This is a genomic window from Pseudomonas sp. B3G-3 (assembly GCF_028640915.1).
GTDB lineage: Bacteria > Pseudomonadota > Gammaproteobacteria > Pseudomonadales > Pseudomonadaceae > Aquipseudomonas > Aquipseudomonas chlororaphis_I.
Genome location: NZ_JAQZAB010000115.1, coordinates 35901 through 61598 on the forward strand (window position 1 = coordinate 35901; position 25698 = coordinate 61598).

Consider the following 25698-nt stretch of genomic DNA (forward strand, 5'->3'; position numbering starts at 1 on the left):
CCTTACCTATAGATAGAAAGGAAAGCCAATCGATGCCGCAGGTGGATCCCGAATTGTTCGACCGCGGCCAGTTCCAGGCGGAACTGGCCCTGAAGGCAAGCCCTATCGCCGCCTTCAAGAAAGCCATTCGTCAGGCACGTGAAGTGCTCGACGAGCGCTTTCGCAGCGGACGGGATATCCGCCGGCTCATCGAGGACCGCGCCTGGTTCGTCGATAACATCCTGCAAAAGGCCTGGGACCAGTTCGACTGGAGCGAAGACGCCGACATCGCCCTGGTGGCGGTCGGCGGCTACGGTCGCGGCGAGTTGCACCCCTACTCGGACATCGACCTGCTGATCCTGCTGGACAGCGCCGACCACGAGATTTTCCGCGACCCCATCGAACGTTTCCTGACCCTGCTCTGGGACATCGGCCTGGAAGTCGGGCAAAGCGTGCGCTCGGTGGAGGAATGCGCCGAAGAGGCCCGCGCCGACCTGACGGTGGTTACCAACCTGATGGAAAGCCGCACCATCTGTGGCCCCGAGCGCCTGCGCCAGCGCATGCTCGACGTCACCAGCACCGCGCACATGTGGCCGAGCAAGGACTTCTTCCTGGCCAAGCGCGCCGAACAGAAGGCCCGGCACCACAAGTACAACGACACCGAATACAACCTGGAACCCAACGTCAAAGGCTCGCCCGGCGGCCTGCGGGACATCCAGACCATCCTCTGGGTCGCCCGTCGCCAGTACGGCACGCTGAACCTGCGGGCCCTGGCCGGCGAAGGCTTCCTGGTGGAAAGCGAGAACGCGCTGCTGGCCTCGTCCCAGGAGTTCCTGTGGAAGGTCCGCTATGCCCTGCACATGCTCGCCGGGCGCGCCGAAGACCGCCTGCTGTTCGATCACCAGCGCTCGATCGCCAAGCTGCTGGGGTTCGAGGGCAACGATGCCAAGCAGGCCATCGAAAGCTTCATGCAGCAGTACTACCGGGTGGTGATGAGCATCGCCCAGCTCAGCGACCTGATCATCCAGCACTTCGAGGAAGTCATCCTCGCCCCGGAAGACGAAGCGCCGCCGCAGCCGATCAACTCGCGCTTCCAGCTGCACGACGGCTACATCGAGGCGATCAACGCCAACGTGTTCCGCCGCACGCCGTTCGCCATGCTGGAAATCTTCGTGCTCATGGCCCAGCACCCGGAGATCAAGGGCGTACGCGCCGACACCATTCGCCTGTTGCGCGAAAATCGCCACCTGATCGACGACGATTTCCGCCATGACATCCGCAATACCAGCCTGTTCATCGAGCTGTTCAAGTGCGAGATCGGCATTCACCGCAACCTGCGGCGGATGAACCGCTACGGCATTCTCGGACGTTACCTGCCGGAGTTCGGCCATATCGTCGGGCAGATGCAGCACGACCTGTTCCACATCTATACGGTCGACGCCCACACCCTGAACCTGATCAAGCACCTGCGCAAACTGCAGTACACCCAGGTTTCGGAGAAATTCCCGCTGGCCAGCAAGCTCATGGCCAAGCTGCCCAAGCCCGAGCTGATCTACCTGGCCGGGCTCTACCACGACATCGGCAAGGGCCGGCACGGCGACCACTCGGAAATCGGCGCCGTGGACGCGGAAGCCTTCTGCATCCGCCACCAGCTGCCGCTGTGGGACACCCGCCTGATCGTCTGGCTGGTGCAAAACCACCTGGTGATGTCGACCACCGCCCAGCGCAAGGACCTGTCCGACCCGCAGGTCATCCATGACTTCGCCCAGGTCGTGGTCGACCAGACCCGCCTGGACTATCTGTACGTGCTGACGGTTTCCGACATCAACGCCACCAACCCGACGCTGTGGAACTCCTGGCGCGCCAGCCTGTTGCGCCAGCTCTACACCGAGACCAAGCGCGCCCTGCGCCGCGGCCTGGAAAACCCGGTGGACCGCGAAGAGCAGATCCGCCAGACGCAAAGCGCGGCGCTGGACATCCTGGTCCGCGCCGGCACCGATCCGGACGACGTCGAGCAGCTCTGGGCGCAACTGGGGGACGACTACTTCCTGCGCCACACTGCCGGCGACGTGGCCTGGCACAGCGACGCGATCCTCCAGCAGCCGGCCGACGGCGGCCCGCTGGTGCTGATCAAGGAAACCACCCAGCGCGAATTCGAGGGTGGCACGCAGATCTTCATCTACGCCCCGGACCAGCACGACTTCTTCGCCGTGACCGTGGCCGCGATGGACCAGTTGAACCTGAACATCCACGACGCCCGGATCATCACCTCGAGCAGCCAATTCACCCTCGACACCTATATCGTGCTCGACAACGACGGCGGCTCGATCGGCAACAACCCGCAACGCGTCAAACAGATCCGCGATGGCCTTACCGAGGCCCTGCGCAACCCTGACGACTACCCGACCATCATCCAGCGTCGGGTACCGCGTCAGCTCAAGCACTTCGCCTTCCCGCCGCAAGTGACTATCCACAACGACGCCCAGCGCCCGGTCACCGTGCTCGAACTGAGCGCCCCCGATCGCCCCGGCCTGCTGGCGCGCATCGGCAAGATCTTCCTGGAGTTCGACCTGTCGCTGCAAAACGCCAAGATCGCCACCCTGGGCGAGCGCGTGGAAGACGTGTTCTTCATTACCGACGCGAACAACCAGCAACTGTCCGATCCCCAGCTGTGCAGCCGACTGCAGGACGCCATCGTCGAACAACTGAGCGTCAGCCACGAACCGCCTACCGCCTTGACGCGCCTGAACATCTGATCACGCGCCACGACCCGCTTTGAGTGAGACACCGCACCGATGAACAACGCTCTGAACCAGCTGCAGCCCTACCCGTTCGAGAAACTCCGCGCCCTGCTCGGCGGCGTCCAGCCGAACCCGGCCAAGCGCCCTATCGCGCTGTCCATCGGCGAGCCCAAGCACCGCTCGCCGAGCTTTGTCGCCGAAGCCCTGGCCAATAACCTGGACCAGATGGCGGTGTATCCGACGACCCTGGGCCTCCCTGCCCTGCGCGAAGCCATCGCCGGCTGGTGCGAACGGCGTTTTGGCGTACCCAATGGTTGGATCGATCCGGCGCGCAACGTGCTGCCGGTCAACGGCACCCGCGAGGCGCTGTTCGCCTTCACCCAGACCGTGGTCAACCGTGGCGACGACGCGCTGGTGGTCAGCCCGAACCCCTTCTATCAGATCTACGAAGGCGCGGCCTTCCTCGCCGGGGCCAAGCCGCACTACCTGCCGTGCCTGGATGAAAACGGCTTCAACCCGGACTTCGACGCGGTACCGGCCGAGATCTGGCAGCGCTGCCAGATCCTGTTCCTGTGCTCGCCGGGCAACCCGACCGGCGCGCTGATCCCGATCGAAACCCTGAAGAAACTCATCGCCCTGGCCGACCAGTACGATTTCGTGATCGCCGCCGACGAGTGCTACAGCGAGCTGTACTTCGACGAGCAGACCCCGCCGCCCGGCCTGCTCACTGCCTGCGCCGAACTGGGACGCCAGGACTTCAAGCGTTGCGTGGTGTTCCACAGCTTGTCCAAGCGCTCCAACCTGCCGGGCCTACGCTCCGGTTTCGTCGCGGGCGACGCGGATATCCTCAAGGGCTTCCTGCTGTACCGCACCTACCATGGTTGCGCCATGCCGGTTCAGACCCAGCTGGCCAGCATCGCCGCCTGGAACGACGAAGTGCATGTGCGCGCCAACCGCGCGCTGTATCGCGAGAAGTTCGATGCGGTGCTGGAGATTCTGGCGCCGGTGCTCGACGTGCAGCGCCCAGACGGCAGCTTCTACCTGTGGCCGAACGTGGCGGGCGACGATACGGCGTTCTGCCGTGACCTGTTCGAACAGGAGCATGTGACCGTGGTGCCGGGCTCCTATCTGTCGCGCGATGTCGACGGCAGCAACCCGGGAGCCGGTCGGGTACGCATGGCCCTGGTAGCGCCATTGGCCGAATGCGTGGAAGCCGCCGAGCGGATCCGGGATTTCGTTCAGCGCCGTCAATAACCCACGCCCCTGTAGGAGCGAGGCTTGCCCGCGATCAAGACAACGCCGTACATCTGATACACCGCGTTATCGTTCATCGCGGGCAAGCCTCGCTCCTACAAAGCCAGGGTCATTTCACCTGCCCCAGATTGGCCTCGCTGAGGTCCAGCTCACCCAGGACCTCGCGCAACACGTCGTCGCCGATCTGGTGCTGGCGGCTCAACCGATATAACTCCAGCCGCTGCGCCCGCAGCGCCTTCAAACGTAACTTGCGCTCCAGCAAGTCCATCTGAAACGCCAATGCCTGGGCTTCGGCGGAATCGTTGAACACCTCCAGTTGATGGCGATATTCCGACATCAACCGCCCCTTGAGCTCGGTGGCCAGCGCCGCCTGGGCCGCATCCGGCGAGTTGGCCGCATCGGCCACTTCCTCGGCTTCCAGGGCATGGATCGCCGCCTCGGCGGTTTTGCGCCAGGCGTCACGCACTTCGGCGTGGCGCTTCTCGTCGGGGCTCTTCTGGATGCCCCGCAGCAACAGCGGCAGGGCGATACAGGCGGCAATCAGCGACAACAGGATCACCCCCGCGGCAATGAAGATCAGCAGGTCGCGCTCGGGGAAAGCCTCGCCCGCCCCCAGCAACAGCGGCACCGACATGACGCCCGCCAGGGTCACCGCCCCCCGTACCCCGCCAAGCGTCAGCAACCAGCAGGAACGCGCGGTCGGCACCAGCGTCAGCTCACCCTTGCCACGCCAGCGGCGCAACAGGCCGGACAGGCGCCAGATGCTTTGCACCCAGATAAAACGCAGCACCAGCAGCACCAGGAAGATCGCCCCGACATCCAGGCAGCGATAGAACAGGGTCGGCCACAAGGTGGTTTCATGGCTGACCACGGCCTTGATGATGTCGGGCAGTTGCAGGCCCAACAGCAGGAAGATCAGGCCGTTGAAGGCGAATTCCAGCAGCGACCAGACGCTGCGGTTGAGCAAGCGGGTGCTGGTCTGCCGAGGCAACAGATCGAGCCAGCTCTGCATCATCCCCGCCGCCACCGCCGAGAGGATGCCCGAGGCTCCCAGGCGCTCGGCCAGCACGTAGGCGGCGAACGGCAGCAACAGCATGAACACCACATGGGTCGCCGGGTCATCCCAGCCGCGGGCGATCATCCAGGCACGCAAGCGCCCCACCAGCCAGCTCAGGGCCACGCCGACCGCCAGGCCACCCACCGCCACCAGGACAAAGGTCAGGCTGGCATTGGCCAGGGAAAACACCCCGGTCACGGCCGCCGCCAGGGCGAACTTGAAGGTCACCAGGCCGGAAGCGTCGTTCATCAAAGCCTCGCCCTGCAGCATGTGCATCAAGGGCGTCGGCAGGCGGTTCTGGGAAATCGCCGAGACCGCCACGGCGTCGGTCGGCGACAAGACAGCCGCCAGGGCAAAGGCCACCGGCAAGGGGATGGTCGGCAGCAACCAGTGAATGAAATAACCGGCGCCCACCACGGTGAACAGCACCAGGCCCACGGCCAGGGTCAGGATCGGCCCGCGCAGGCGCCACAGCTCACGCTTGGGCATGCGCCAGCCATCGGAGAACAGCAGCGGCGGCAGGAACAGGAATAGAAACAATTCCGGGTCCAGGGCCACGTGCAGCCCCAGGGTGGGCCAGGCCAACAAGGCCCCGGCGGCGATCTGCACCAGCGGCAACGGCAACGGAATCACCCGTCCGACCAGCCGCGAGAGACTCACCAGCATCAGCAGGATAAGGACGGTATAAGCGGTTTGCATAAAGCGGTTTTCCCAATCGATCAGCAGCAGACTTCAGGCAACAGGTTACCGTCGAAGTGCCATATTAGCCGCTTAAGCTCGGGCCTCGCCGCTGCACAAAAGTCGCAAGTGGCCCATGCCGCTGTCACACAAAGCTACAAAGCCGGGCCTTCGCCGACGCCGAACCGGCGCGGGCATGGCATAATCCGTGACCTTTAACTCCAGCATCTCAAAAGGGGGCAATTCCTTGACCGCTTCAAGCAAAACGTTGCACCTTTTCGGCATCAAAGCCTGCGACACCATGAAAAAGGCGCGCACCTGGCTCGATGAACACGCTGTCAGCTATGACTTCCACGACTACAAAGCGGTCGGTATCGACCGCGAACACCTGGCCCAGTGGTGCAACGAGCACGGCTGGCAGGTGGTGCTGAACCGTGCGGGCACGACCTTTCGCAAACTCGACGACGAACGCAAAGCCGATCTCGACCAGGCGAAAGCGATCGAACTGATGCTCGCACAACCCTCGATGATCAAGCGCCCGGTGCTCGATCTCGGTGACCGAACCCTGATTGGCTTCAAGCCCGATATCTACGCGGCAGAAATCAAATAACGCCTGCCCGTTCAATTTTGTAAGAGGTAACAGCATGTCCACTACCCTGTTCAGCCTGGCCTTTGGTGTCGGCACTCAAAACCGTCAAGGCGCGTGGCTGGAAGTGTTCTACGCCGCGCCCCTGGTCAAGCCATCCGCGGAAATCGTTGCCGCCATCGCCCCGGTACTGGGCTACAGCGAAGGCAACCAGGCCATCACCTTCACCACCGCCCAGGCCGCGCAACTGGCCGAGGCCCTGAAAAGCATCGACGCCACCCAGGCCGCGCTGCTGACCCGCCTGGCCGAGAGCCACAAGCCGCTGGTTGCCACCCTGCTGGCCGAAGACGCCCAGCTGACCTCCACCCCGGAGGCCTACCTGAAGCTGCACCTGCTGTCCCACCGCCTGGTCAAGCCACACGGCCTGAACCTGGCCGGGATCTTCCCGCTGCTGCCGAACGTGGCCTGGACCAACCAGGGCGCGGTCGACCTCGGCGAACTGGCCGAGCGTCAACTGGAAGCGCGCCTGCGCGGCGAGCTGCTGGAAGTGTTCTCGGTGGACAAGTTCCCGAAAATGACCGACTACGTGGTACCGAGCGGCGTGCGTATCGCTGACAGCGCGCGTATTCGCCTGGGCGCCTACATCGGCGAAGGCACCACCGTGATGCACGAAGGTTTCGTCAACTTCAACGCCGGCACCGAAGGCCCGGGCATGATCGAAGGCCGGGTTTCCGCGGGCGTATTCGTCGGCAAGGGTTCCGACCTAGGCGGCGGCTGCTCGACCATGGGCACCCTGTCGGGCGGCGGCAACATCGTGATCAAGGTCGGCGAAGGCTGCCTGATCGGCGCCAACGCCGGCATCGGTATCCCGCTGGGCGACCGCAACACCGTGGAATCGGGCCTGTACGTGACTGCCGGGACCAAGGTGGCGCTGCTGGACGAGAACAACCAGCTGGTCAAGGTGCTCAAGGCCCGCGAACTGGCCGGCCAGCCTGACCTGCTGTTCCGCCGCAATTCGGAGACCGGTGCCGTGGAGTGCAAGACCCACAAATCGGCCATCGAGCTGAACGAAGCGCTGCACGCTCACAACTAAGCAGCGATTCGGTTCCACTGAAACCGGCCGGGCGCTTATCATCGGCGCCCGGCCTGTTCAAACGAGTTCTGCCACCATGCTTGTACCCTCCCCCTGGCGCGCCGACTTCCCGGCCATCGCCGCCCTGCAACGGCAGGACCAGACCTACCTGGACAACGCCGCCACCACGCAAAAACCCCAAGCCCTGCTGGACGCCCTGGCGCACTACTACGCCAATGGCGCGGCCAACGTGCATCGCGCGCAGCACTTGCCCGGCGCTCACGCCACCCAGGCATTCGAGAACAGCCGGCACAAAGTGGCGCAGTGGCTGAATGCCAGTGACAGCGGGCAGATCATCTTCACCCACGGCGCGACCTCCGCGCTGAATCTCCTGGCCTATGGCCTGGAACACCAGTTCAACCCGGGCGACGAGATCGTCATCAGCGCCCTGGAACATCACGCCAACCTGCTGCCCTGGCAGCAACTGGCACACCGTCGCGGCCTCGACCTGGTGGTCCTGCCGCTGGACGACGACGGCCTGATCGATCTCGACGCCGCGGCCCGTCTGATCGGTCCGCGCACCCGGCTACTGGCCGTCAGCCAGCTGTCCAACGTGCTCGGTGCCTGGCAACCCCTGCCGCAGCTGCTGGCCCTGGCCAAGGCGCACCATGCCCTGACCGTGGTTGACGGCGCCCAGGGCGTGGTCCATGGCCGCCACGATGTGCAGGCGCTGGGCTGCGATTTCTATGTGTTCTCCAGCCACAAGCTCTACGGTCCGGACGGCGTCGGCGTGCTCTACGGACGCAACGAGGCGTTGCCAGGCCTGCGTCACTGGCAGTTTGGCGGCGAGATGGTCCAGCAGGCCGACTACCAGCACGCCAGCTTCCGCCCCGCCCCACTGGGTTTCGAGGCCGGTACACCGCCGATTGCCAGTGTGATCGGCCTGGGAGCGACCCTGGACTACCTCAGCGGCCTCGACCAGGACGCCGTCAACGCCCATGAAGCCGCGCTGCACGACTACCTGCTGCATGGCCTGCTGGCCCGCAAAGGCCTGCGCCTGCTGGGCAAGCCGCAGCTGGCGCTGGTCAGTTTCGTGGTCGATGGCGTGCACAACGCCGACCTGGCTCACCTGCTGACCGAACAGGGCATCGCCGTGCGTGCCGGGCATCACTGCGCCATGCCGCTGCTGAAAAGCTTCGGCCTGGCCGGGGCGATCCGCGTGTCCCTGGCGCTGTACAACGACTCCGAGGACTTGGAGCGCTTCTTCGAGGCCCTCGATCAGGCCCTGGAGCTGTTGCGATGAGCCTGCCCGCCGAAGCCCTGGCCGCCCTCGACAGTTTCCAGGGCGCCCCCGGCTGGGAACAGCGCGCACGCTTGCTGATGCAATGGGGCGAACGCCTGGCGCCGCTGGCTGAAGCCGACAAGGTCGAGGCCAATCGGGTGCATGGCTGTGAAAGCCAGGTCTGGCTGGTGGGCACCTTGCAGGACGGTCACTGGCAGTTCGCCGCCAGCAGCGATGCGCGCCTGATCCGTGGCCTGGTGGCCCTGCTGTTGGCGCGGGTCAACGGTCTGTCCGCCGAGGAGCTGCAACGGGTGGATTTGCCGGACTGGTTCAATCAGCTGGGCCTGTCGCGCCAGCTGTCACCGTCGCGCAGCAATGGGCTGAATGCGGTATTGCAGCGGATGCGCGAGCTCTCAGCCTGACGCCCATCCCTGTAGGAGCGAGGCTTGCCCGCGATAGCGGTCTATCTGACACACCGCATTTCGCGGGCAATCGAGCGTCGACCGGCCGCTCCTACAGAGTCAAACGGCCGCGGGCTTGACCCGGTCCGCCGGGCGCCGCACGCCAGCCACCAGCTTGTCCACCGCCTTGGTCGCCGCGACCATGCCGAAGGTCGCGGTGACCATCATCACCGCGCCAAAACCGCCGGCGCAGTCGAGTTTCACGCCATCGCCGACAAAGCTCTTCTGCAGGCAGATGCTGCCGTCCGGTTTCGGGTAGCGCAGTTGCTCGGTGGAAAACACGCAAGGCACGCTGTAGTGACGGGTCACGGTGCGGGAAAAACCGTAGTCGCGACGCAGGGTCGAGCGCACTTTCGAGGCCAGCGGGTCGTTGAAGGTGCGGTTCAGGTCACAGACCTGGATCAGCGTCGGGTCGATCTGCCCGCCCGCGCCGCCGGTGGTGATGATCTGGATCTTGCGCCGCTTGCACCAGGCGATCAGCGCCGCCTTGGCGTTGACGCTGTCGATGCAGTCGATCACGCAGTCGATGTTCGGCGTGATGTACTCGGCCATGGTCTCGCGGGTGACGAAGTCCGCCACCGCATGCACGGTGCAAGCCGGATTGATCCCGCGCAGGCGCTCGGCCATGACCTCGACCTTGGCCTTGCCGACCGTGCTGTCGAGGGCGTGCAGCTGCCGATTGCTGTTGCTGACGCAGACGTCGTCCAGGTCGAACAGCGAGATCTCGCCCACGCCACAACGGGCGATGGCTTCCGCCGCCCAGGAACCGACGCCACCGACCCCGACGATCGCCACATGGGCGGCGCGCAAGCGTTCCAGCCCCTCGATGCCATACAAACGGGCGACGCCAGCAAACCGCGGATCTTCTGTACTCATGACCATTACCCCAAAAACCGGCGCGCATTATAGGGCCGATGTCCGCCAAGAGCATCTTTGCCCTATGAATGGCAGTCAGGGCTGCTTTAATGAGGGAACAATCTGAAAATTCCGGCGCCGAGAACTTAAATCGAGTTGGATTGCCCAACCTGCGGCCTTCTCCTGTGCGCTGTACGCTCAGCCGAAGGCCAGTGTAGGATGCGCGCCGCTTGGCGCATGCCGACCGTTCCCCCGTTCCACACCCTTTGGAACCCGAAATAGCTATGTCATCGCGTAAATTTGGACTCAACCTGGTGGTGGTTCTGGCAATCGCCGCCCTGTTCACCGGCTTCTGGGCACTGGTCAACCGCCCGGTTTCCGCCCCCAATTGGCCTGCACAAATCTCCGGCTTTTCCTACTCGCCTTTCCAGCTGGGCCAGTTCCCGCAGAAAGACCAGTTCCCGACCGACGATGAAATGCGTCGCGACCTGGAGATCATGAGCAAGCTGACCGACAACATTCGCACCTACTCGGTCGACGGCACGCTGGAGAACATCCCCAAGCTGGCGGAAGAGTTCGGCCTGCGCGTGACCCTGGGGATCTGGATCAGCCCGGACCTGGAACGCAACGAGCGTGAAATCACCCGCGCCATCGACATCGCCAACAACTCGCGCAGTGTGGTGCGCGTGGTGGTCGGTAACGAAGCGATCTTCCGCAAGGAAATCACCGCCGACCAGTTGAGCGTCCTGCTCGATCGCGTGCGCGCTGCCGTCAAGGTGCCAGTCACCACCTCCGAGCAGTGGCACGTCTGGGAAGAACACCCGGAACTGGCCCAGCACGTCGACCTGATCGCCGCCCACGTCCTGCCCTACTGGGAATTCATCCCGATGGACAAGGCCGGGCAGTTCGTCCTCGACCGCGCCCGTGACCTGAAAAAGATGTTCCCGAAAAAACCGCTGCTGCTGTCCGAGGTGGGCTGGCCGAGCAACGGCCGCATGCGTGGCGGCGCCGACGCCAGCCCGGCGGATCAGGCGATCTACCTGCGTAACCTGGTCAACAAGCTCAACCGCCAGGGCTACAACTACTTCGTGATCGAAGCCTTCGACCAGCCGTGGAAGGCCAGCGACGAAGGTTCGGTGGGCGCCTACTGGGGCGTGTTCAACGCCGCGCGCCAGCAGAAGTTCAACTTCGAAGGCCCGGTGGTGGCGATCCCGCAGTGGCGCGTGCTGGCCATCGGCTCGGTGGTCCTGGCGCTGCTGTCCCTGACCCTGCTGATGATCGACGGCTCGGCCCTGCGCCAGCGCGGCCGGACCTTCCTGACCTTTATCGCCTTCCTCTGCGGTTCGGTGCTGGTGTGGATCGGCTACGACTACAGCCAGCAATACAGCACCTGGTTCAGCCTGACGGTGGGCTTCCTGCTCGCCCTGGGTGCGCTCGGGGTGTTCATCGTGTTGCTCACCGAGGCCCATGAATTGGCCGAGGCGGTCTGGGTGCACAAGCGCCGGCGCGAGTTCCTGCCGGTCGAAGGCGACTCCAGTTACCGGCCGAAAGTCTCGATCCATGTGCCGTGCTACAACGAGCCGCCGGAGATGGTCAAACAGACCCTCAATGCCCTGGCCAACCTCGACTATCCGGACTTCGAAGTCCTGATCATCGACAACAACACCAAGGACCCGGCGGTCTGGGAGCCGGTGCAGGCCTATTGCGAGACCCTCGGCCCGCGCTTCAAGTTCTTCCACGTCGCGCCCCTGGCCGGCTTCAAGGGCGGCGCGCTGAACTACCTGATCCCGCACACCGCCAAGGACGCCGAAGTGATCGCGGTGATCGACTCGGACTACTGCGTCGACCGTAACTGGCTCAAGCACATGGTGCCGCACTTCGCCGACCCGAAAATCGCCGTGGTGCAATCGCCACAGGACTACCGCGACCAGAACGAAAGCACCTTCAAGAAGCTCTGCTACGCGGAATACAAGGGCTTTTTCCATATCGGCATGGTTACCCGCAACGACCGTGACGCGATCATCCAGCACGGCACCATGACCATGACCCGCCGTTCGGTCCTGGAAGAACTGGGCTGGGCCGACTGGTGCATCTGCGAAGACGCCGAGCTGGGCCTGCGGGTGTTCGAAAAAGGCCTGTCGGCGGCGTACTACCACGAAAGCTACGGCAAGGGCCTGATGCCGGATACCTTCATCGACTTCAAGAAACAGCGTTTCCGCTGGGCCTATGGGGCGATCCAGATCATCAAGCGCCACACTGCCAGCCTGCTGCGCGGCAAGGACACCGAGCTGACCCGTGGCCAGCGCTATCACTTCCTCGCGGGCTGGCTGCCGTGGGTGGCGGACGGCATGAACATCTTCTTCACCCTCGGCGCCCTGTTGTGGTCGGCGGCGATGATCATCGTGCCGCAGCGCGTCGATCCGCCGTTGCTGATCTTCGCGATCCCGCCCCTGGCGCTGTTCGTGTTCAAGGTCGGCAAGATCATCTTCCTCTACCGCCGGGCGGTCGGGGTCAACCTCAAGGATGCGTTCTGCGCGGCCGTGGCGGGCCTGGCGTTGTCCCACACCATTGCCAAGGCGGTGCTGTACGGCTTCTTCACCAGCAGCATTCCGTTCTTCCGCACACCGAAGAATGCCGACAACCACGGTTTCTGGGTGGCGATCTCGGAAGCCCGGGAAGAGCTGTTCATCATGCTGCTGTTGTGGGGCGCGGCGCTGGGTATCTACCTGGTGCAAGGCGGCCTGCCGAGCAACGACATGCGCTTCTGGGTGACCATGCTGCTGGTGCAGTCGCTGCCGTATGTGGCGGCGCTGGTCATGGCCTTCCTGTCGTCGCTGCCAAAACCCGTTGCCGAAAGCGCGCCGGTGGCGGCGGCATAAATCGCGGCAAAGCACTAAACGGCGGCCTCTGGCCGCCGTTTTGCTTTAAGATATCCGCCATTTTGCGCGCCTTGCCCGCCGCCGCCTCTGTAGGAGCGAGCTTGCTCGCGATGGATATCAAGAATAACGCGCAGCCCCTGATGCACTGCGCCGCTCTTGCGTCCATCGCGAGCAAGCTCGCTCCTACGGAGAAAGAGCAGCGCCTGACCTTGCCCCTGCTTCGGAGTTTCCCCATGACGGCCCACGCCGACCTTTCGCCGACCCTGCAACTCGCCTGTGACCTGATCCGCCGCCCGTCGGTGACGCCGGTCGACGCCGACTGCCAGAAGCTGATGATGCAGCGCCTGGGCGATGCCGGCTTCAAGCTGGAGCCGATGCGCATCGAGGATGTGGATAACTTCTGGGCCACCCACGGCAAGCACGAAGGCCCGGTGCTGTGTTTCGCCGGCCACACCGACGTGGTGCCCACCGGCCCGGTCCAGGCCTGGCAGAACGACCCGTTCGACGCGTTGATCGACGAGCACGGCATGCTCTGCGGGCGCGGCGCGGCGGACATGAAAGGCAGCCTGGCGGCGATGCTGGTGGCGACCGAGCGTTTCGTCGCCGACTACCCGGACCACAAAGGCTCGGTGGCGTTCCTGATCACCAGCGACGAAGAAGGCCCGGCGCACCACGGCACCAAGGCCGTGGTCGAGCGCCTGGCGGCGCGCAAGGAACGCCTGGACTGGTGCATCGTCGGTGAGCCGTCGAGCACCAGCCTGGTCGGTGACGTGGTCAAGAACGGCCGTCGCGGCTCCCTCGGCGCCAAGCTCACGGTGCGCGGCGTGCAGGGCCACGTGGCCTACCCGCACCTGGCCAAGAACCCGATCCACCTGGCCGCCCCGGCCCTGGCCGAACTGGCTGCGGAGCATTGGGACGACGGCAATGCCTTCTTCCCGCCGACCAGCTTCCAGATTTCCAACCTGAATTCCGGCACCGGCGCGACCAACGTGATCCCCGGCGAGCTGGTGGCAGTGTTCAACTTCCGCTTCTCCACCGAATCCACGGTTGAAGGCCTGCAACAGCGCGTGGCCACCATCCTCGACAAGCACGGCCTGGACTGGCATGTGGAGTGGGCGTTGTCGGGCCTGCCGTTCCTCACCGAGCCGGGCGCCCTGCTCGACGCGGTGTCGGCCAGCATCAAGGACGTCACCGGCCGCGAGACCAAAGCTTCCACCAGCGGCGGCACCTCCGACGGGCGCTTCATCGCCACCCTCGGCACCCAGGTGGTCGAGCTGGGCCCGGTCAACGCCACCATCCACCAGGTCAACGAGCGGGTGCTGGCCAGCGATCTCGACGTGCTGACCGAAATCTACTACCAGACCCTGATCAAGTTGCTCGCCTGATGCTTGCCTGCCCTATCTGCGCGGCGCCCCTGAGCGCCGTCGACAACGGTGTCGTGTGCCCGGCCGGGCACCGCTTCGACCGCGCCCGCCAGGGTTACCTGAACCTGCTGCCGGTGCAGCACAAGAACAGTCGCGACCCGGGCGACAACCAGGCCATGGTCGAAGCCCGCCGCGACTTTCTCAATGCCGGTCATTACGCCCCGGTGGCCAGGCGCCTGGCCGAACTGGCCGCCGAGCGCGCCCCGCAGCACTGGGTCGATATCGGTTGCGGCGAGGGTTACTACACCGCACAGATTGCCCAAGCGCTGCCCCAGGCGGACGGTTATGCCCTGGACATCTCCCGGGAAGCGGTCAAGCGCGCCTGTCGCCGTGCCCCGCAGCTGACCTGGTTGATCGCCAGCATGGCCCGGGTGCCCCTGGCCGATGCCAGCTGCCAGTTCCTCGCCAGTGTCTTCAGCCCGCTGGACTGGCAGGAAGCCAAGCGCCTGCTCAGCCCTGGCGGCGGCCTGATGAAGGTCGGGCCGACCAGCGGTCACCTGATGGAATTGCGCGAGCGCCTGTACGACGAGGTCCGCGAATACACCGACGACAAACACCTGGCGCTGGTGCCCGCGGGCATGGCGCTGCAACACAGTGAAACCCTGGACTTCAAGCTGACGTTGAGTAATCCGCAGGATCGCGCCAACCTGCTGGCCATGACGCCCCACGGCTGGCGCGCCAGTGCCGAACGCCGAGCCAGCGTGATCGAGCAGGCCGAGCCCTTCGAGGTCAGCGTGTCGATGCGCTACGATTACTTCGTTCTGCAATAACCCATCAATCCACGGCCTCGAGCAGCGACTCGAGGCCGAATAAATCCGCGAATGGATTTTTCAGACCCGCAGTGAGGACATCCATGCGCCAACCGGATATCGAGATTTACCTGAAAGACGCCGACGTCGACCACAAGGCTATCGCCGCCTGGCTCGGCGCAGCCCTGGGCCCGTGCAGCGACTGGGTGCAGAAAGGCCAGACCTACAAATGCAAGGCCGGCAGCGTGCCGGTGACCTGGCTGCCGAAAGCCGTGGGCAAGTGGAACAGCCTGTACCTGGAAAGCGACCAGACGCCGTGGGACGACGACATCGCCTGCGCCCGCGCCGCCTTCGCCGCGCTGAACGTCGAAGTGCGCTGCGCACCGGGCAGCTGGGTCGAGGAAGAAGGTGAAGAATCGGCCGACCGCTGGATTCGCATCAGCGCCGACGGGGAAGAAGAGATTACCTGGCGTACCGCCTGATTCCGATTACTGTAGGAGCGAGGCTTGCCCGCGATAGCGTTTTACCTGACACAACGCTATCGCGAGCAAGCTTCGCTCCTACAAGGCACAACGCTTACAAGCCCACTACATCCTCAGCCTGCAACCCCTTCTGCCCCTCTACCACGGCGTATTCAACCTGCTGCCCTTCGGTCAGCGAGCGGTGGCCTTCACCACGAATAGCACGGTAGTGGACAAATACATCGGCACCACCTTCACGCTGAATGAAGCCGTAGCCCTTGGCGTCGTTGAACCACTTCACGCTGCCGGTCTCGCGAGTTGCCATCAATCCATCCTCCGTCTTTTTATTATCAGTCGGCTTACTGAAACGAAGCCGTGAGAACTTTCGCCTGGACCTGGGTTTCTATTGATGGGGCCCACATGCCCAGGCGTCAGTCGGGCGAGTATATGACAGGCACAAAAACTCTCAACTCAATCTTGTTTGCCGCTTTTTTGCCGATTTTCGGTGAATCCGGCACACTAGCCGCCCCGAGCAACTGCTCGGTTTTTTCCACTAAAGCAGAAGCCGTATGACCCGCTCCCCGTTCCGCCGTCTTGTGTTTGGCACCTTGCGCCGACTGTTGTACCTCTGGGTTCGCTCGGAGACGATCAACCAGTCGTCCTTCACCCTCAACCTCGACCGCAGTCGCCCGGTGTTCTACGTCCTGCAAAACCCTTCGCTCACCGACCTCGCCGTGGTCGATACCGAGTGCACCAAGGCCGGGCTGCCGCGCCCGGTGCTGCCGGTCTCGGTGGGCAACCTGCTGGAACCCGCCGCATTCTTCTACCTGACCCCGGCCCCGGACTGGCTCGGTCGCCAGGACAAACGCGGTGCGCCACCGACCCTGACCCGCCTGGTCAGCGCCCTGAGCCAGAATGCCGCCGAAGACGCGCAGATCATTCCGGTCAGCGTGTTCTGGGGCCAGTCGCCAGACAGCGAATCGAGCCCGTGGAAACTGCTGTTCGCCGACAGCTGGGCGGTCACCGGGCGCCTGCGCCGGCTGCTGAGCATCATGATTTTGGGCCGCAAGACCCGGGTGCAATTCTCCGCGCCGATCCACCTGCGCGAGCTGATCGAGCACAACAAGGGCCACGAGCGCACCGTGCGCATGGCCCAGCGCATCCTGCGGGTGCATTTCCGCAACCTGAAGGCCGCGGTGATCGGCCCGGACATTTCCCACCGCCGCAACCTGGTCAAGGGCCTGCTGAACCAGCCGCTGGTCAGGCAGGCGATCCTCGACGAAGCCGAACGGGAAAAGATCTCCCCGGAAAAAGCCAAGGCCGTGGCCCTGCGCTATGGCAACGAGATCGCCTCGGACTACACCTTCACCGCGATCCGCTTCCTCGAAGTGGTGCTGAGCTGGTTCTGGAACAAGATCTACGACGGGATCAAGGTCAACCACATCGAAAGCGTGCAGAAAGTCGCCCCCGGTCACGAAGTGATCTATGTGCCCTGCCACCGCAGCCATATCGACTACCTGCTGCTGTCCTACCTGCTGTTCCGCAACGGCCTGACCCCGCCGCACATCGCCGCCGGGATCAACCTGAACATGCCGGTGATCGGCAGCCTGCTGCGCAGGGGTGGCGCGTTCTTCATGCGCCGCACCTTCAAGGGCAACCCGCTCTACACCTCAGTGTTCAACGAATACCTGCACACCCTGTTCACCAAGGGTTTCCCGGTGGAGTACTTCGTCGAAGGCGGGCGCTCGCGCACCGGGCGCATGCTGCAACCGAAAACCGGGATGCTGGCCATCACCCTGCGCAGCTTCCTGCGCTCCTCACGCATGCCGATCGTCTTCGTGCCGGTGTACATCGGCTACGAGCGCGTGCTGGAAGGCCGCACCTACCTGGGCGAACTGCGCGGCGCGAGCAAGAAGAAAGAGTCGATCTTCGACATCTTCAAGGTCATCGGCGCCCTCAAGCAGCGCTTCGGCCAGGTGGCGGTGAACTTCGGCGAGCCGATCAAGCTGGCCGAGTTTCTCGATCAGGAACAGCCGGGCTGGCGCGCCCAGGAGCTGGGCCCGCAGTTCAAGCCGGCCTGGCTCAATGAAACCACCAACCGCCTGGGTGAAAAAGTCGCCCAGCACCTGAACGAAGCGGCGGCGATCAACCCGGTCAACCTGGTGGCACTGGCGTTGCTCTCCACCAGCCGCCTGGCCCTCGACGACCGTGCCATGGCCCGGGTCCTGGACCTGTACCTGGCGCTGCTGCGCAAAGTCCCCTACTCGCCCCACACCACCCTGCCGGAAGGCGACGGCCGGGCCTTGATCGAACATGTGAAGGACATGGACCTGCTGTCCGAGCAGAGCGATGCCCTGGGCAAGATCCTCTACCTGGACGAGCAGAACGCCGTCCTGATGACCTACTACCGCAACAACGTGCTGCACATCTTCGCCCTGCCGGCGTTGCTGGCGAGCTTCTTCCAGAGTTCGTCGCGCATGAGCCGCGAACAGATCCTGCGCTACACCCGGGCGCTGTATCCCTACCTGCAGTCGGAGCTGTTCATCCGCTGGCCCCTGGACGAGCTGGACGGGGTGATCGACCAGTGGCTGGAAGCCTTCGTCGAGCAAGGCCTGCTGCGCTTCGAGAAGGACCTGTACCTGCGTCCGGCGCCGAGTTCGCGGCACTTCGTGCTGCTGACCCTGCTGTCCAAGAGCATCGCCCAGACCCTGCAGCGCTTCTACATGGCCATCTCGCTGCTGCTCAACAGCGGCCAGCGCAGCATCAGCGCCGAAGAACTGGAAGACCTGTGCACGGTCATGGCCCAGCGCCTGTCGATCCTGCATGGCCTGAATGCCCCGGAGTTCTTCGACAAGAGCCTGTTCCGCCACTTCATCCAGACCTTGCTGGAGCAGGACGTGCTGCGCCGCGACGAAGCCGGCAAGCTGAGCTACCACGAATTGCTCGGCGAACTGGCCGAAGGCGCCGCCAAGCGCGTGCTGCCGGCGGAGATTCGCCTGTCGATCCGCCAGGTGGCCCTGCACCGCAGCGAAGATGCCGCCGAGCAGGTCGCCGCCCCGCAACAAAGCGACTAGATTCTTATCGGCGCCAGGCGGTTTCTGGCGCCTCCCGATACGGAGATCCATCATGAAAAAGCTCACCCTGCTCGCCCTTACCACCCTGCTCGGGGCTTGTAACAGCATGCAACCTGCCAGCAACGCCAGCCTCGACGGCGAAGTCTTCTACCTGCAACGCATCGCCCTGCCGCCAGCCGCCACCCTCAGCGTCAGCCTGCAGGACGTGTCGCTGGCCGACGCCCCCGCGGTGGTGCTGGCCGAACAGAAAGGCCCGGTCAAAGGCCAGGTGCCGCTGCCCTTCCACCTCAGCTACGACCCGGCCCAGGTCAAACCCGGGCACCGTTATTCGGTCCGCGCGCGGATCGAGCTGGCCGGCAAACTGCTGTTCGTCACCACCGAGCACAACGGGGTGAAACTCGACGGCAGCGACCCGCAACCGCTGAAAATCCGCGTCGACGCGGCTCGTTAATCCCTTTTCTTGAACAAGGAAGCTGCCATGCTCCGTTCTTCCCTTCGCTTCACCAGCCTGTGCGCCGGCCTGTTGATCTCCGCCAGTGCCCTGGCGCTGTCCCTCGGCGACCTGTCGCAGCAAGATGCCACCGGCGGCCTCAAGGACGCCCTGACCCAGGGAGCCCAGGTCGCGGTCAAACAGCTGGGCACCGCCGGCGGTTTCAGCAATAACCCGGACGTGCGCATCGAGTTGCCGGGCAACCTCGGCAAAGTGGCGAAGAAAATGAAGCAGTTCGGCATGGGCGCCCAGGTCGAAGAACTCGAGAGCAGCATGAACAAGGCCGCCGAGGCCGCTGTGCCGCAGGCCCAGGCGCTGCTGGTGGATGCGGTGAAGAAGATGAGCGTGGAGGACGCCAAGGGCATTCTCAGCGGCGGCAAGGATTCCGCCACCCAGTACCTGAGCAAGACCAGCCGCGAGCAGATCCGCGTGAAGTTCCTGCCGATCGTCAAGCAGGCCACCGACCAGGTGGGCCTGGCCAAGCAGTACAACGCCTTCGCCGGCCAGGCCGCCACCCTCGGCGTGCTGGATGCGAAGAACGCGAATATCGAAGGCTACGTGACCGAACAGGCGCTCAACGGCCTGTTCGAGATGATCGGCAAGCAGGAAGCGACCATTCGCGAGAACCCGGCGGCAGCGGCCACCAGCCTGGCGAAGAAGGTGTTCGGTACCCTCTAACCCCTACCCGACCCCCTGTAGGAGCGAGCTTGCTCGCGATGGATATCAAGGATGACGCGGGGCACCTGATGCACTGCGGTGCTATTGAGTCCATCGCGAGCAAGCTCGCTCCTACAGAAATAAATCAGGTTTTCTTGACCCTGAACCACGCCGCATACAGCGCCGGCAAGAACAGCAGGGTCAGCGCCGTCGCCACAATCAGCCCACCCATGATCGCCACCGCCATCGGCCCGAAGAACACGCTGCGTGACAGCGGGATCATCGCCAGCACCGCCGCCAGCGCGGTCAGCACGATCGGCCGGAAGCGCCTTACCGTCGCTTCGATGATTGCCTGCCACGGCTTGAGCCCGGCGGCGATGTCCTGCTCGATCTGATCCACCAGGATCACCGAGTTGCGCATGATCATCCCCGACAGCGCGATGGTCCCCAGCATGGCCACGAAGCCGAACGGCTGGCGGAACACCATCAGGAACAGGGTCACGCCGATCAGCCCCAGCGGCGCGGTGAGGAACACCATCGCCGTGCGCGAGAAGCTGCGCAGTTGCAGCATCAGCAGGGTCAGCACCACCACGATGAACAGCGGCACGCCGGCCTTCACCGAGTTCTGCCCGCGGGCCGAGTCTTCCACGGTGCCGCCGACGTCCAGCAGGTAACCGTCCGGCAATTCGGCGCGGATCGGCTCGAGGGTCGGCAGGATCTGCTGCACCAGGGTCGCCGGTTGTTCCTTGCCATAGATGTCGGCACGCACGGTGACGTTCGGCAGACGGTTGCGGTGCCAGATGATGCCTTCCTCGAAGCCGTATTCCAGGGTCGCGACCTGCGACAGCGCCACGCTCTTGCCGTTGTCGGTGGGCACCGCCAGGCTCGACAGCAGCGACAGCTCGGTACGTTCATGCAGGGTCCCGCGCAGCAGGATCTCGATCAACTCGTTGTCTTCGCGGTACTGGCTGACGCTGGAGCCGGTGAGCGAGCTTTGCAGGAATTTCGCCAGGTTGGCCGTGCTCACGCCCAGGGCCCGCGCACGGTCCTGATCGATATTGAGGTAGACCACCTTGCTCGGCTCTTCCCAGTCCAGGTGCACGTTGGTCACATGGGGGTTCTCGCGCACCTTGGCCGCCACCTTGCGCGCCAGGGCCCGCACTTCTTCGATGTGCTCGCCGGTGACGCGGAACTGCACCGGGTAACCCACGGGCGGGCCGTTCTCCAGGCGGGTGACCCGCGAACGCAGGGTCGGGAACTGTTCGTCGAGGGTTTCGATCAGCCAGCTGCGCAGGCTTTCCCGCTCCTCGATGGTCTTGGCCAGCACCACGAACTGGGCAAAACTCGCCGCCGGCAGTTGCTGGTCCAGGGGCAGGTAGAAACGCGGCGAACCGGTGCCGACGTAAGCCACGTAGTTATCGATGCCGGCGTGCTCCTTGAGCATCGCCTCCAGGCGCTTGACCTGATCGGCGGTGTTGCTCAGGGACGCGCCTTCGGCCAGCTTCAGGTCGACCATCAGCTCCAGCCGCCCAGAAGCCGGGAAGAACTGCTGCGGCACGAAGCGGAACAGCATCACCGAGGCAATGAACAGCAGCACGGTCAGGGCGATCACGGTCTTGCGCCGGCGCACGCACCATTCAACCATCCGCCGCACCCGCTGATAGAACGGCGTGCCGTACGGATCGGGCTGGCCGTCACCGTTGCCGTGCTTGGCCGCATGCAGCTTGGCCAGGTCCGGCAGCAACTTCTCGCCCAGATAGGGCACGAACACCACCGCGGCGATCCACGAAGCCAGCAGGGCGATGGTCACCACCTGGAAGATCGAACGGGTGTATTCGCCGGTGCCCGACTGCGCCGTGGCAATCGGCAGGAAACCCGCGGCGGTGATCAGGGTACCGGTGAGCATCGGGAACGCGGTGCTGGTCCAGGCGTAGCTGGCGGCCTTGAGCCGGTCGTAGCCCTGCTCCATCTTGATCGCCATCATCTCCACCGCGATGATCGCGTCGTCCACCAGCAGGCCAAGGGCCAATACCAGCGCGCCGAGGGAGATCTTGTGCAGGCCGATCCCCAGGTAATACATGGTGGCGAAGGTCATCGCCAGCACCAGCGGAATCGCCAGGGCCACCACCATGCCGGTGCGCACGCCCAGGGAAAAGAAGCTCACCAGCAGCACGATCGCCAGGGCTTCCACCAGCACCTGGACGAACTCGCCGACACCGGTCTTCACCGCGGCCGGCTGGTCGGAGACCTTGCGCAGCTCCATGCCGGCGGGAAGGGTTTTCTGGATCCGGGCGAACTCCAGCTCCAGCGCCTTGCCCAGCACCAGGATGTCGCCGCCGTCCTTCATCGCCACGGCCAGGCCGATCGCATCCTGGCCCATGAAGCGCATGCGCGGTGCCGGTGGATCGTTGAAGCCGCGGCGCACGTCCGCCACATCGCCGATCCGGAAGGTGCGGTCGGCCACCCGGATCGGGAAATTGCTGATCTGCTCGACGCTCTGGAAATTACCGGACACCCGCAGTTGCAGGCGCTCGCTGCTGGTCTCGAAGAAACCGGCGGTGGACACCGCGTTCTGCTCCTCCAGGGCCTGCTGCACCGCTGCCAGCGGTAGACCGAGGGTCGCCAGCTTGACGTTCGACAGTTCGATCCAGACTTTCTCGTCCTGCAGGCCCAGCAGCTCGACCTTGCCCACGTCCTTGACCCGCTGCAGCTGGATCTGGATGCGGTCGGCGTAATCCTTGAGCACCGCGTAGTCGAAACCGTCGCCGGTCAGCGCGTAGATATTGCCGAAGGTGGTGCCGAACTCGTCGTTGAAGAACGGGCCCTGGATACCCGGCGGCAAGGTATGGCGGATATCGCTGATCTTCTTGCGCACCTGATACCAGAGCTCGGGGATCTGGTTCGAGTGCATCGAGTCGCGCGCCATGAAGGTCACCTGGGACTCGCCCGGGCGGGAAAACGAGACGATGCGCTCGTACTCGCCGGTTTCCATCAGTTTCTTTTCAATGCGCTCGGTGACCTGCCGGGAAACCTCCTGGGCCGTGGCGCCCGGCCAGTTGGTGCGGATCACCATGGCCTTGAAGGTGAAGGGTGGGTCTTCGCTCTGGCCCAGCTTGGTGTAGGACAACGCCCCGACAATGGCCAGCAACAGCATCAGGAACAGTACGATCTGGCGGTTGCGCAACGCCCATTCGGAAAGATTGAAACCCATCGGGGATTACTCCTTGGCCGCCAGATTGACCACGCGGTTGGAGCGATCCACCGGGCGCACCTGCTGCCCCTCATGGAGCACATGCACGCCAGCCGCCACTACCCAGTCACTGACCCCAAGGCCCTCGAGCACCGGCACGCTCTTCTCACCGAAGGCACCGAGACGCACCGGGGTCTTTTTCAGGGTGTTGTTGGCGTCGACCCGCCAGACATAGGCGGCGCCGTTTTCCGCGGTCACCGCCGACAGCGGCACCGACAACGGCACACTGGCCGCGGCCTGGATGAACACCCGGGCGCTCTGCCCCAGTTCGGCCGGAACCTTGCCGGCGGTAAAGGCGATGCGGGCGGCGAAGGTACGGGAGCGTGGGTCGGCGGCCGGCGACAGCTCGCGGATCTGCCCGGCGAAACGCTGGTCGGGCTGGCTCCACAGTTCCACCGACACTGGCTGGCCGATGTGGAAGCGGCCAAAACCCTGCTCCGGCAGGCTGATCAGCACTTCCCGCTCGCCGTCAGTGGCGAGGGTAAAGACGGTCTGGCCGGCGGCAACCACCTGGCCGACCTCCACCGTACGCCGGGCCACGACGCCATCCTGGGGGGCGCGCAGCACGGCGTAGCCGGCCTGGTTGCTGGCCACGTCGAACTCGGCCTTGATCTGCTTGAGCCGGGCCAGGCCCGAGCGATACAGGTTCTCGGCATTGTCGTACTGGGAACGGCTGACCAGTTGCCGATCCATCAGGGTCTTGTAACGGTCGCGCTCGGAACGCACCAGGTTCAGGTTGGCTTCGGCCGCTGCCACCTGGGCCCGGGTGGCTTCCAGTTGCAGCCGCACGTCCTGCGGATCGAGCTCGGCCAATGGCTGGTCGGCTTTCACCCGCTGCCCCTCATCGACCAGTCGTCGGCTGACCTTGCCCCCAATCCGGAACGCCAGGTCCGGTTCGTAACGCGCGCGGACCTCGCCAGGGTAGCTGTCCATGGCCTGTGCCGCGGGCTCTGGCTGCACCACCATGGCTGGGCGAATGGTGGTTTGCGCCGTTTCTTCATGTCCGCACGCGGACAGCAGAACGGCCAGGCTGACAGGCAACGCGAGGGGTAAGGCATAGCGGAACATGGTGAGGGACCTTTCGCTAAGGGTGCTTCGAATAATTATACTGGCGGGTATGTTATTAATAGCAAACTCACCAGTCCAGTATTAAAGCGAAGAATGTCCGACAATATTTCCACCTCAAACGGCCCCGGCCGCCCCAAGGATCTGGCAAAACGCCAGGCCATCCTCGAAGCCGCGAAAACGCTGTTCCTGAGCAATGGCTACGCCAGCACCAGCATGGACGCGGTGGCTGCCGAAGCCGGTGTTTCCAAGCTGACGGTGTACAGCCATTTCAACGACAAGGAGACACTGTTCTCCTCCGCGGTAATGGCCAAGTGCGAGGAGCAGCTGCCGACGCTGATCTTCGAGCTGCCTGCCGGCATGCCGATCGAAAGCGTGTTGCTGAACATCGCCCGGGGCTTTCACCTGCTGATCAACAGCGAAGAATCCTTGAACCTGCATCGCCTGATGCTGGCCCTGGGCAGCCAGGACCCGAAGCTCTCGCAGATCTTCTTCGAGGCCGGCCCCCTGCGCATGCTGCAAGGCATGGAGCGGCTGTTGGCCCGGATCGACCAGAGCGGTGCCCTGAGCATCGACAAACCGCGTAATGCCGCCGAGCATTTCTTCTGCCTGCTCAAGGGCACGGCGAACTTTCGCCTGCTCTACGGCTGCGGCGAGCCGCTGAGCGATGAAGACGCCGAGGAGCATGTGCGGGAAGTGGTGGGATTGTTCATGCGCGCGTATCGGCCGGAGCCGGCCTGACAGCCATCGCGAGCAAGCTCGCTCCTACAGGGATGGTACAAGCCTCTGTAGGAGCGAGCTTGCTCGCGATTGAAGGCCCAGAGGGCCTTCCCATTATCAGGCCTTGAGCGCCTTCTTCGGATAGATATCGTAGCGGCTGGATTTGCCATCCAGCGCATGGCTCGGCTTGGGGCCGGCGATGCACGGCGCCTTGCGCGGGCGCTTGACCACCACCCGGTGGCTGGCCAGGGCCAGGGCGGCCTCCAGCAGCGCCGGGGCATCCGGATCGTCTCCGACCAGGGGGCGGAACAGGCGCATTTCCTTTTTCACCAGCGCGGTCTTTTCCCGATGCGGGAACATCGGGTCCAGGTAGATCACCTGGGGCGGCTCGCCCTCCCAGTTGCGCATCACCTCGATCGAGTTGCCTTTGAGCAAGTGCATGCGCGCCACGATCGGCGCCACCTCGAAATCCTCTCCCGCCCGGGCCAGGCCGTCTTCCAATAAGGCGCCGATCAATGGCTGGCGCTCGATCAGGCTCATCTCGCAGCCCAGGCTGGCCAGGACGAACGCATCCTTGCCCAGCCCCGCCGTGGCATCCAGGATCCGCGGACGCACGCCCTGGGCGATCCCCACCGCCTTGGCGATCATCTGCCCGCTACCGCCACCGTACAGCCGCCGATGCGCCGCGCCGCCTTCGACAAAGTCCACGCGCACCGGCCCTGGCGCGTCGGCGCCGAGCTGCTGCAGTTGCAAGCCCTGCTCGCCGACCTGCAGGGCGAACTCCGCCTCGTCGATCTGCAATGGCAGCCCCAGTCGCTCGGCCCAGTGCGCCGCCTGCGGCTGGAATGCATCGGCCAAGGCCTCGACTTTGATGCGGCAGGCCGCTGGTTGCTCACTCATCTGAAAACACGCTCAAAAAATTAATGATCGGCAAAAACTGCCGATAAAAGAACTATCCGGCATT

20 protein-coding genes are annotated in these 25698 nt (G+C 64.4%); 14 read left to right on the forward strand and 6 right to left on the reverse strand.

The features are described 5' to 3' along the window. Positions 1-32 precede the first annotated feature (32 nt). A complete protein-coding gene (locus PVZ80_RS20345; protein ID WP_038581786.1) occupies positions 33-2735 on the forward strand; it encodes a [protein-PII] uridylyltransferase in 2703 nt (900 codons plus the stop codon). 39 nt (positions 2736-2774) lie between these two features. Continuing rightward, positions 2775-3974: a succinyldiaminopimelate transaminase gene (gene dapC / locus PVZ80_RS20350; RefSeq protein ID WP_009047209.1), complete on the forward strand. Its 1200-nt coding sequence runs from the start codon at positions 2775-2777 to the stop codon at positions 3972-3974. 109 nt (positions 3975-4083) lie between these two features. Here dapC and PVZ80_RS20355 read toward each other — a convergent pair whose 3' ends face one another. Then, positions 4084-5730 (reverse strand): Na+/H+ antiporter, encoded by a 1647-nt coding sequence (locus tag PVZ80_RS20355; protein ID WP_009047208.1) that lies wholly within the window; start codon positions 5728-5730, stop codon positions 4084-4086. A 280-nt stretch (positions 5731-6010) separates the two neighbouring features. On the opposite strand from PVZ80_RS20355, the gene PVZ80_RS20360 reads away from it, so the two are divergent. From PVZ80_RS20360 to PVZ80_RS20375, 4 genes are all read left to right on the forward strand, one after another. Further along, entirely contained in the window at positions 6011-6319 is a 309-nt protein-coding gene (locus tag PVZ80_RS20360) for an arsenate reductase (protein WP_231999350.1), read from the forward strand. A gap of 34 nt (positions 6320-6353) precedes the next feature. Then, positions 6354-7388: a 2,3,4,5-tetrahydropyridine-2,6-dicarboxylate N-succinyltransferase gene (gene dapD, locus PVZ80_RS20365; RefSeq protein WP_009047206.1), complete on the forward strand. Its 1035-nt coding sequence runs from the start codon at positions 6354-6356 to the stop codon at positions 7386-7388. A 76-nt stretch (positions 7389-7464) separates the two neighbouring features. Continuing rightward, positions 7465-8670, forward strand: a complete 1206-nt coding sequence (locus tag PVZ80_RS20370; protein WP_028681756.1) for an aminotransferase class V-fold PLP-dependent enzyme — start codon at positions 7465-7467, stop codon at positions 8668-8670. Next, positions 8667-9071 carry a SufE family protein gene (locus tag PVZ80_RS20375; protein WP_009047204.1) on the forward strand — a complete coding sequence of 135 codons (405 nt, stop codon included), beginning with the start codon at positions 8667-8669 and terminating at the stop codon, positions 9069-9071. Before PVZ80_RS20370 ends, PVZ80_RS20375 begins: the two co-directional genes overlap by 4 nt. Before the next feature lie 99 nt (positions 9072-9170). Here the strand turns inward: PVZ80_RS20375 and tcdA are convergent, their stop codons facing one another. After that, entirely contained in the window at positions 9171-9986 is an 816-nt protein-coding gene (gene tcdA, locus PVZ80_RS20380) for a tRNA cyclic N6-threonylcarbamoyladenosine(37) synthase TcdA (RefSeq protein WP_162098622.1), read from the reverse strand. A gap of 263 nt (positions 9987-10249) precedes the next feature. Here tcdA and PVZ80_RS20385 point away from each other — a divergent pair, with 263 nt between their 5' ends. From PVZ80_RS20385 to PVZ80_RS20400, 4 genes are all read left to right on the forward strand, one after another. Further along, positions 10250-12844: a glycosyltransferase gene (locus tag PVZ80_RS20385; protein ID WP_053268333.1), complete on the forward strand. Its 2595-nt coding sequence runs from the start codon at positions 10250-10252 to the stop codon at positions 12842-12844. 233 nt (positions 12845-13077) lie between these two features. After that, on the forward strand, positions 13078-14229 hold the full coding sequence (dapE, locus tag PVZ80_RS20390) for a succinyl-diaminopimelate desuccinylase (RefSeq protein ID WP_053268449.1): 1152 nt from the start codon (positions 13078-13080) through the stop codon (positions 14227-14229). Then, a complete protein-coding gene (locus PVZ80_RS20395; protein WP_038630709.1) occupies positions 14229-15038 on the forward strand; it encodes a putative RNA methyltransferase in 810 nt (269 codons plus the stop codon). Before dapE ends, PVZ80_RS20395 begins: the two co-directional genes overlap by 1 nt. Before the next feature lie 83 nt (positions 15039-15121). Beyond that, the gene (locus tag PVZ80_RS20400) at positions 15122-15499 is read left to right on the forward strand and encodes a hypothetical protein (protein WP_007927921.1); all 378 of its coding nucleotides are present in this window, start codon (positions 15122-15124) and stop codon (positions 15497-15499) included. 94 nt (positions 15500-15593) lie between these two features. Here the strand turns inward: PVZ80_RS20400 and PVZ80_RS20405 are convergent, their stop codons facing one another. Beyond that, positions 15594-15803 (reverse strand): cold-shock protein, encoded by a 210-nt coding sequence (locus PVZ80_RS20405; RefSeq protein WP_007927922.1) that lies wholly within the window; start codon positions 15801-15803, stop codon positions 15594-15596. Between the two features lie 244 nt (positions 15804-16047). Here PVZ80_RS20405 and plsB point away from each other — a divergent pair, with 244 nt between their 5' ends. Genes plsB through PVZ80_RS20420 form a run of 3 tightly spaced genes read left to right on the forward strand, consistent with a single transcriptional unit; the run spans position 16048 to position 19720 of the window. Then, positions 16048-18552 carry a glycerol-3-phosphate 1-O-acyltransferase PlsB gene (gene plsB / locus PVZ80_RS20410; protein WP_273864472.1) on the forward strand — a complete coding sequence of 835 codons (2505 nt, stop codon included), beginning with the start codon at positions 16048-16050 and terminating at the stop codon, positions 18550-18552. A 52-nt stretch (positions 18553-18604) separates the two neighbouring features. After that, positions 18605-19003 (forward strand): YbaY family lipoprotein, encoded by a 399-nt coding sequence (locus tag PVZ80_RS20415; protein WP_273864473.1) that lies wholly within the window; start codon positions 18605-18607, stop codon positions 19001-19003. Positions 19004-19030: 27 nt separating this feature from the next. Next, a complete protein-coding gene (locus PVZ80_RS20420; protein WP_009047196.1) occupies positions 19031-19720 on the forward strand; it encodes a DUF4197 domain-containing protein in 690 nt (229 codons plus the stop codon). 124 nt (positions 19721-19844) lie between these two features. Here the strand turns inward: PVZ80_RS20420 and PVZ80_RS20425 are convergent, their stop codons facing one another. Both PVZ80_RS20425 and PVZ80_RS20430 read right to left on the reverse strand, forming a co-directional pair. Further along, on the reverse strand, positions 19845-22910 hold the full coding sequence (locus PVZ80_RS20425; RefSeq protein ID WP_041985754.1) for an efflux RND transporter permease subunit: 3066 nt from the start codon (positions 22908-22910) through the stop codon (positions 19845-19847). A 6-nt stretch (positions 22911-22916) separates the two neighbouring features. After that, the gene (locus PVZ80_RS20430; RefSeq protein ID WP_028681754.1) at positions 22917-24017 is read right to left on the reverse strand and encodes an efflux RND transporter periplasmic adaptor subunit; all 1101 of its coding nucleotides are present in this window, start codon (positions 24015-24017) and stop codon (positions 22917-22919) included. 93 nt (positions 24018-24110) lie between these two features. Here PVZ80_RS20430 and PVZ80_RS20435 point away from each other — a divergent pair, with 93 nt between their 5' ends. Then, the gene (locus tag PVZ80_RS20435) at positions 24111-24755 is read left to right on the forward strand and encodes a TetR/AcrR family transcriptional regulator (protein ID WP_101281879.1); all 645 of its coding nucleotides are present in this window, start codon (positions 24111-24113) and stop codon (positions 24753-24755) included. A 96-nt stretch (positions 24756-24851) separates the two neighbouring features. On the opposite strand, the gene PVZ80_RS20440 is transcribed toward PVZ80_RS20435, so the two are convergent. Then, positions 24852-25634, reverse strand: a complete 783-nt coding sequence (locus PVZ80_RS20440; protein WP_028681752.1) for a class I SAM-dependent methyltransferase — start codon at positions 25632-25634, stop codon at positions 24852-24854. Positions 25635-25698 lie beyond the last annotated feature (64 nt).

Coding starts and splice junctions, on each gene's coding strand:
- PVZ80_RS20345 (WP_038581786.1), top strand. CDS start 33: ATGCCGCAGGTGGATCCCGAATTGTTCGACCGCGGCCAGTTCCAGGCG.
- dapC (WP_009047209.1), top strand. CDS start 2,775: ATGAACAACGCTCTGAACCAGCTGCAGCCCTACCCGTTCGAGAAACTC.
- PVZ80_RS20355 (WP_009047208.1), bottom strand. CDS start 5,730: ATGCAAACCGCTTATACCGTCCTTATCCTGCTGATGCTGGTGAGTCTC.
- PVZ80_RS20360 (WP_231999350.1), top strand. CDS start 6,011: ATGAAAAAGGCGCGCACCTGGCTCGATGAACACGCTGTCAGCTATGAC.
- dapD (WP_009047206.1), top strand. CDS start 6,354: ATGTCCACTACCCTGTTCAGCCTGGCCTTTGGTGTCGGCACTCAAAAC.
- PVZ80_RS20370 (WP_028681756.1), top strand. CDS start 7,465: ATGCTTGTACCCTCCCCCTGGCGCGCCGACTTCCCGGCCATCGCCGCC.
- PVZ80_RS20375 (WP_009047204.1), top strand. CDS start 8,667: ATGAGCCTGCCCGCCGAAGCCCTGGCCGCCCTCGACAGTTTCCAGGGC.
- tcdA (WP_162098622.1), bottom strand. CDS start 9,986: ATGAGTACAGAAGATCCGCGGTTTGCTGGCGTCGCCCGTTTGTATGGC.
- PVZ80_RS20385 (WP_053268333.1), top strand. CDS start 10,250: ATGTCATCGCGTAAATTTGGACTCAACCTGGTGGTGGTTCTGGCAATC.
- dapE (WP_053268449.1), top strand. CDS start 13,078: ATGACGGCCCACGCCGACCTTTCGCCGACCCTGCAACTCGCCTGTGAC.
- PVZ80_RS20395 (WP_038630709.1), top strand. CDS start 14,229: ATGCTTGCCTGCCCTATCTGCGCGGCGCCCCTGAGCGCCGTCGACAAC.
- PVZ80_RS20400 (WP_007927921.1), top strand. CDS start 15,122: ATGCGCCAACCGGATATCGAGATTTACCTGAAAGACGCCGACGTCGAC.
- PVZ80_RS20405 (WP_007927922.1), bottom strand. CDS start 15,803: ATGGCAACTCGCGAGACCGGCAGCGTGAAGTGGTTCAACGACGCCAAG.
- plsB (WP_273864472.1), top strand. CDS start 16,048: ATGACCCGCTCCCCGTTCCGCCGTCTTGTGTTTGGCACCTTGCGCCGA.
- PVZ80_RS20415 (WP_273864473.1), top strand. CDS start 18,605: ATGAAAAAGCTCACCCTGCTCGCCCTTACCACCCTGCTCGGGGCTTGT.
- PVZ80_RS20420 (WP_009047196.1), top strand. CDS start 19,031: ATGCTCCGTTCTTCCCTTCGCTTCACCAGCCTGTGCGCCGGCCTGTTG.
- PVZ80_RS20425 (WP_041985754.1), bottom strand. CDS start 22,910: ATGGGTTTCAATCTTTCCGAATGGGCGTTGCGCAACCGCCAGATCGTA.
- PVZ80_RS20430 (WP_028681754.1), bottom strand. CDS start 24,017: ATGTTCCGCTATGCCTTACCCCTCGCGTTGCCTGTCAGCCTGGCCGTT.
- PVZ80_RS20435 (WP_101281879.1), top strand. CDS start 24,111: ATGTCCGACAATATTTCCACCTCAAACGGCCCCGGCCGCCCCAAGGAT.
- PVZ80_RS20440 (WP_028681752.1), bottom strand. CDS start 25,634: ATGAGTGAGCAACCAGCGGCCTGCCGCATCAAAGTCGAGGCCTTGGCC.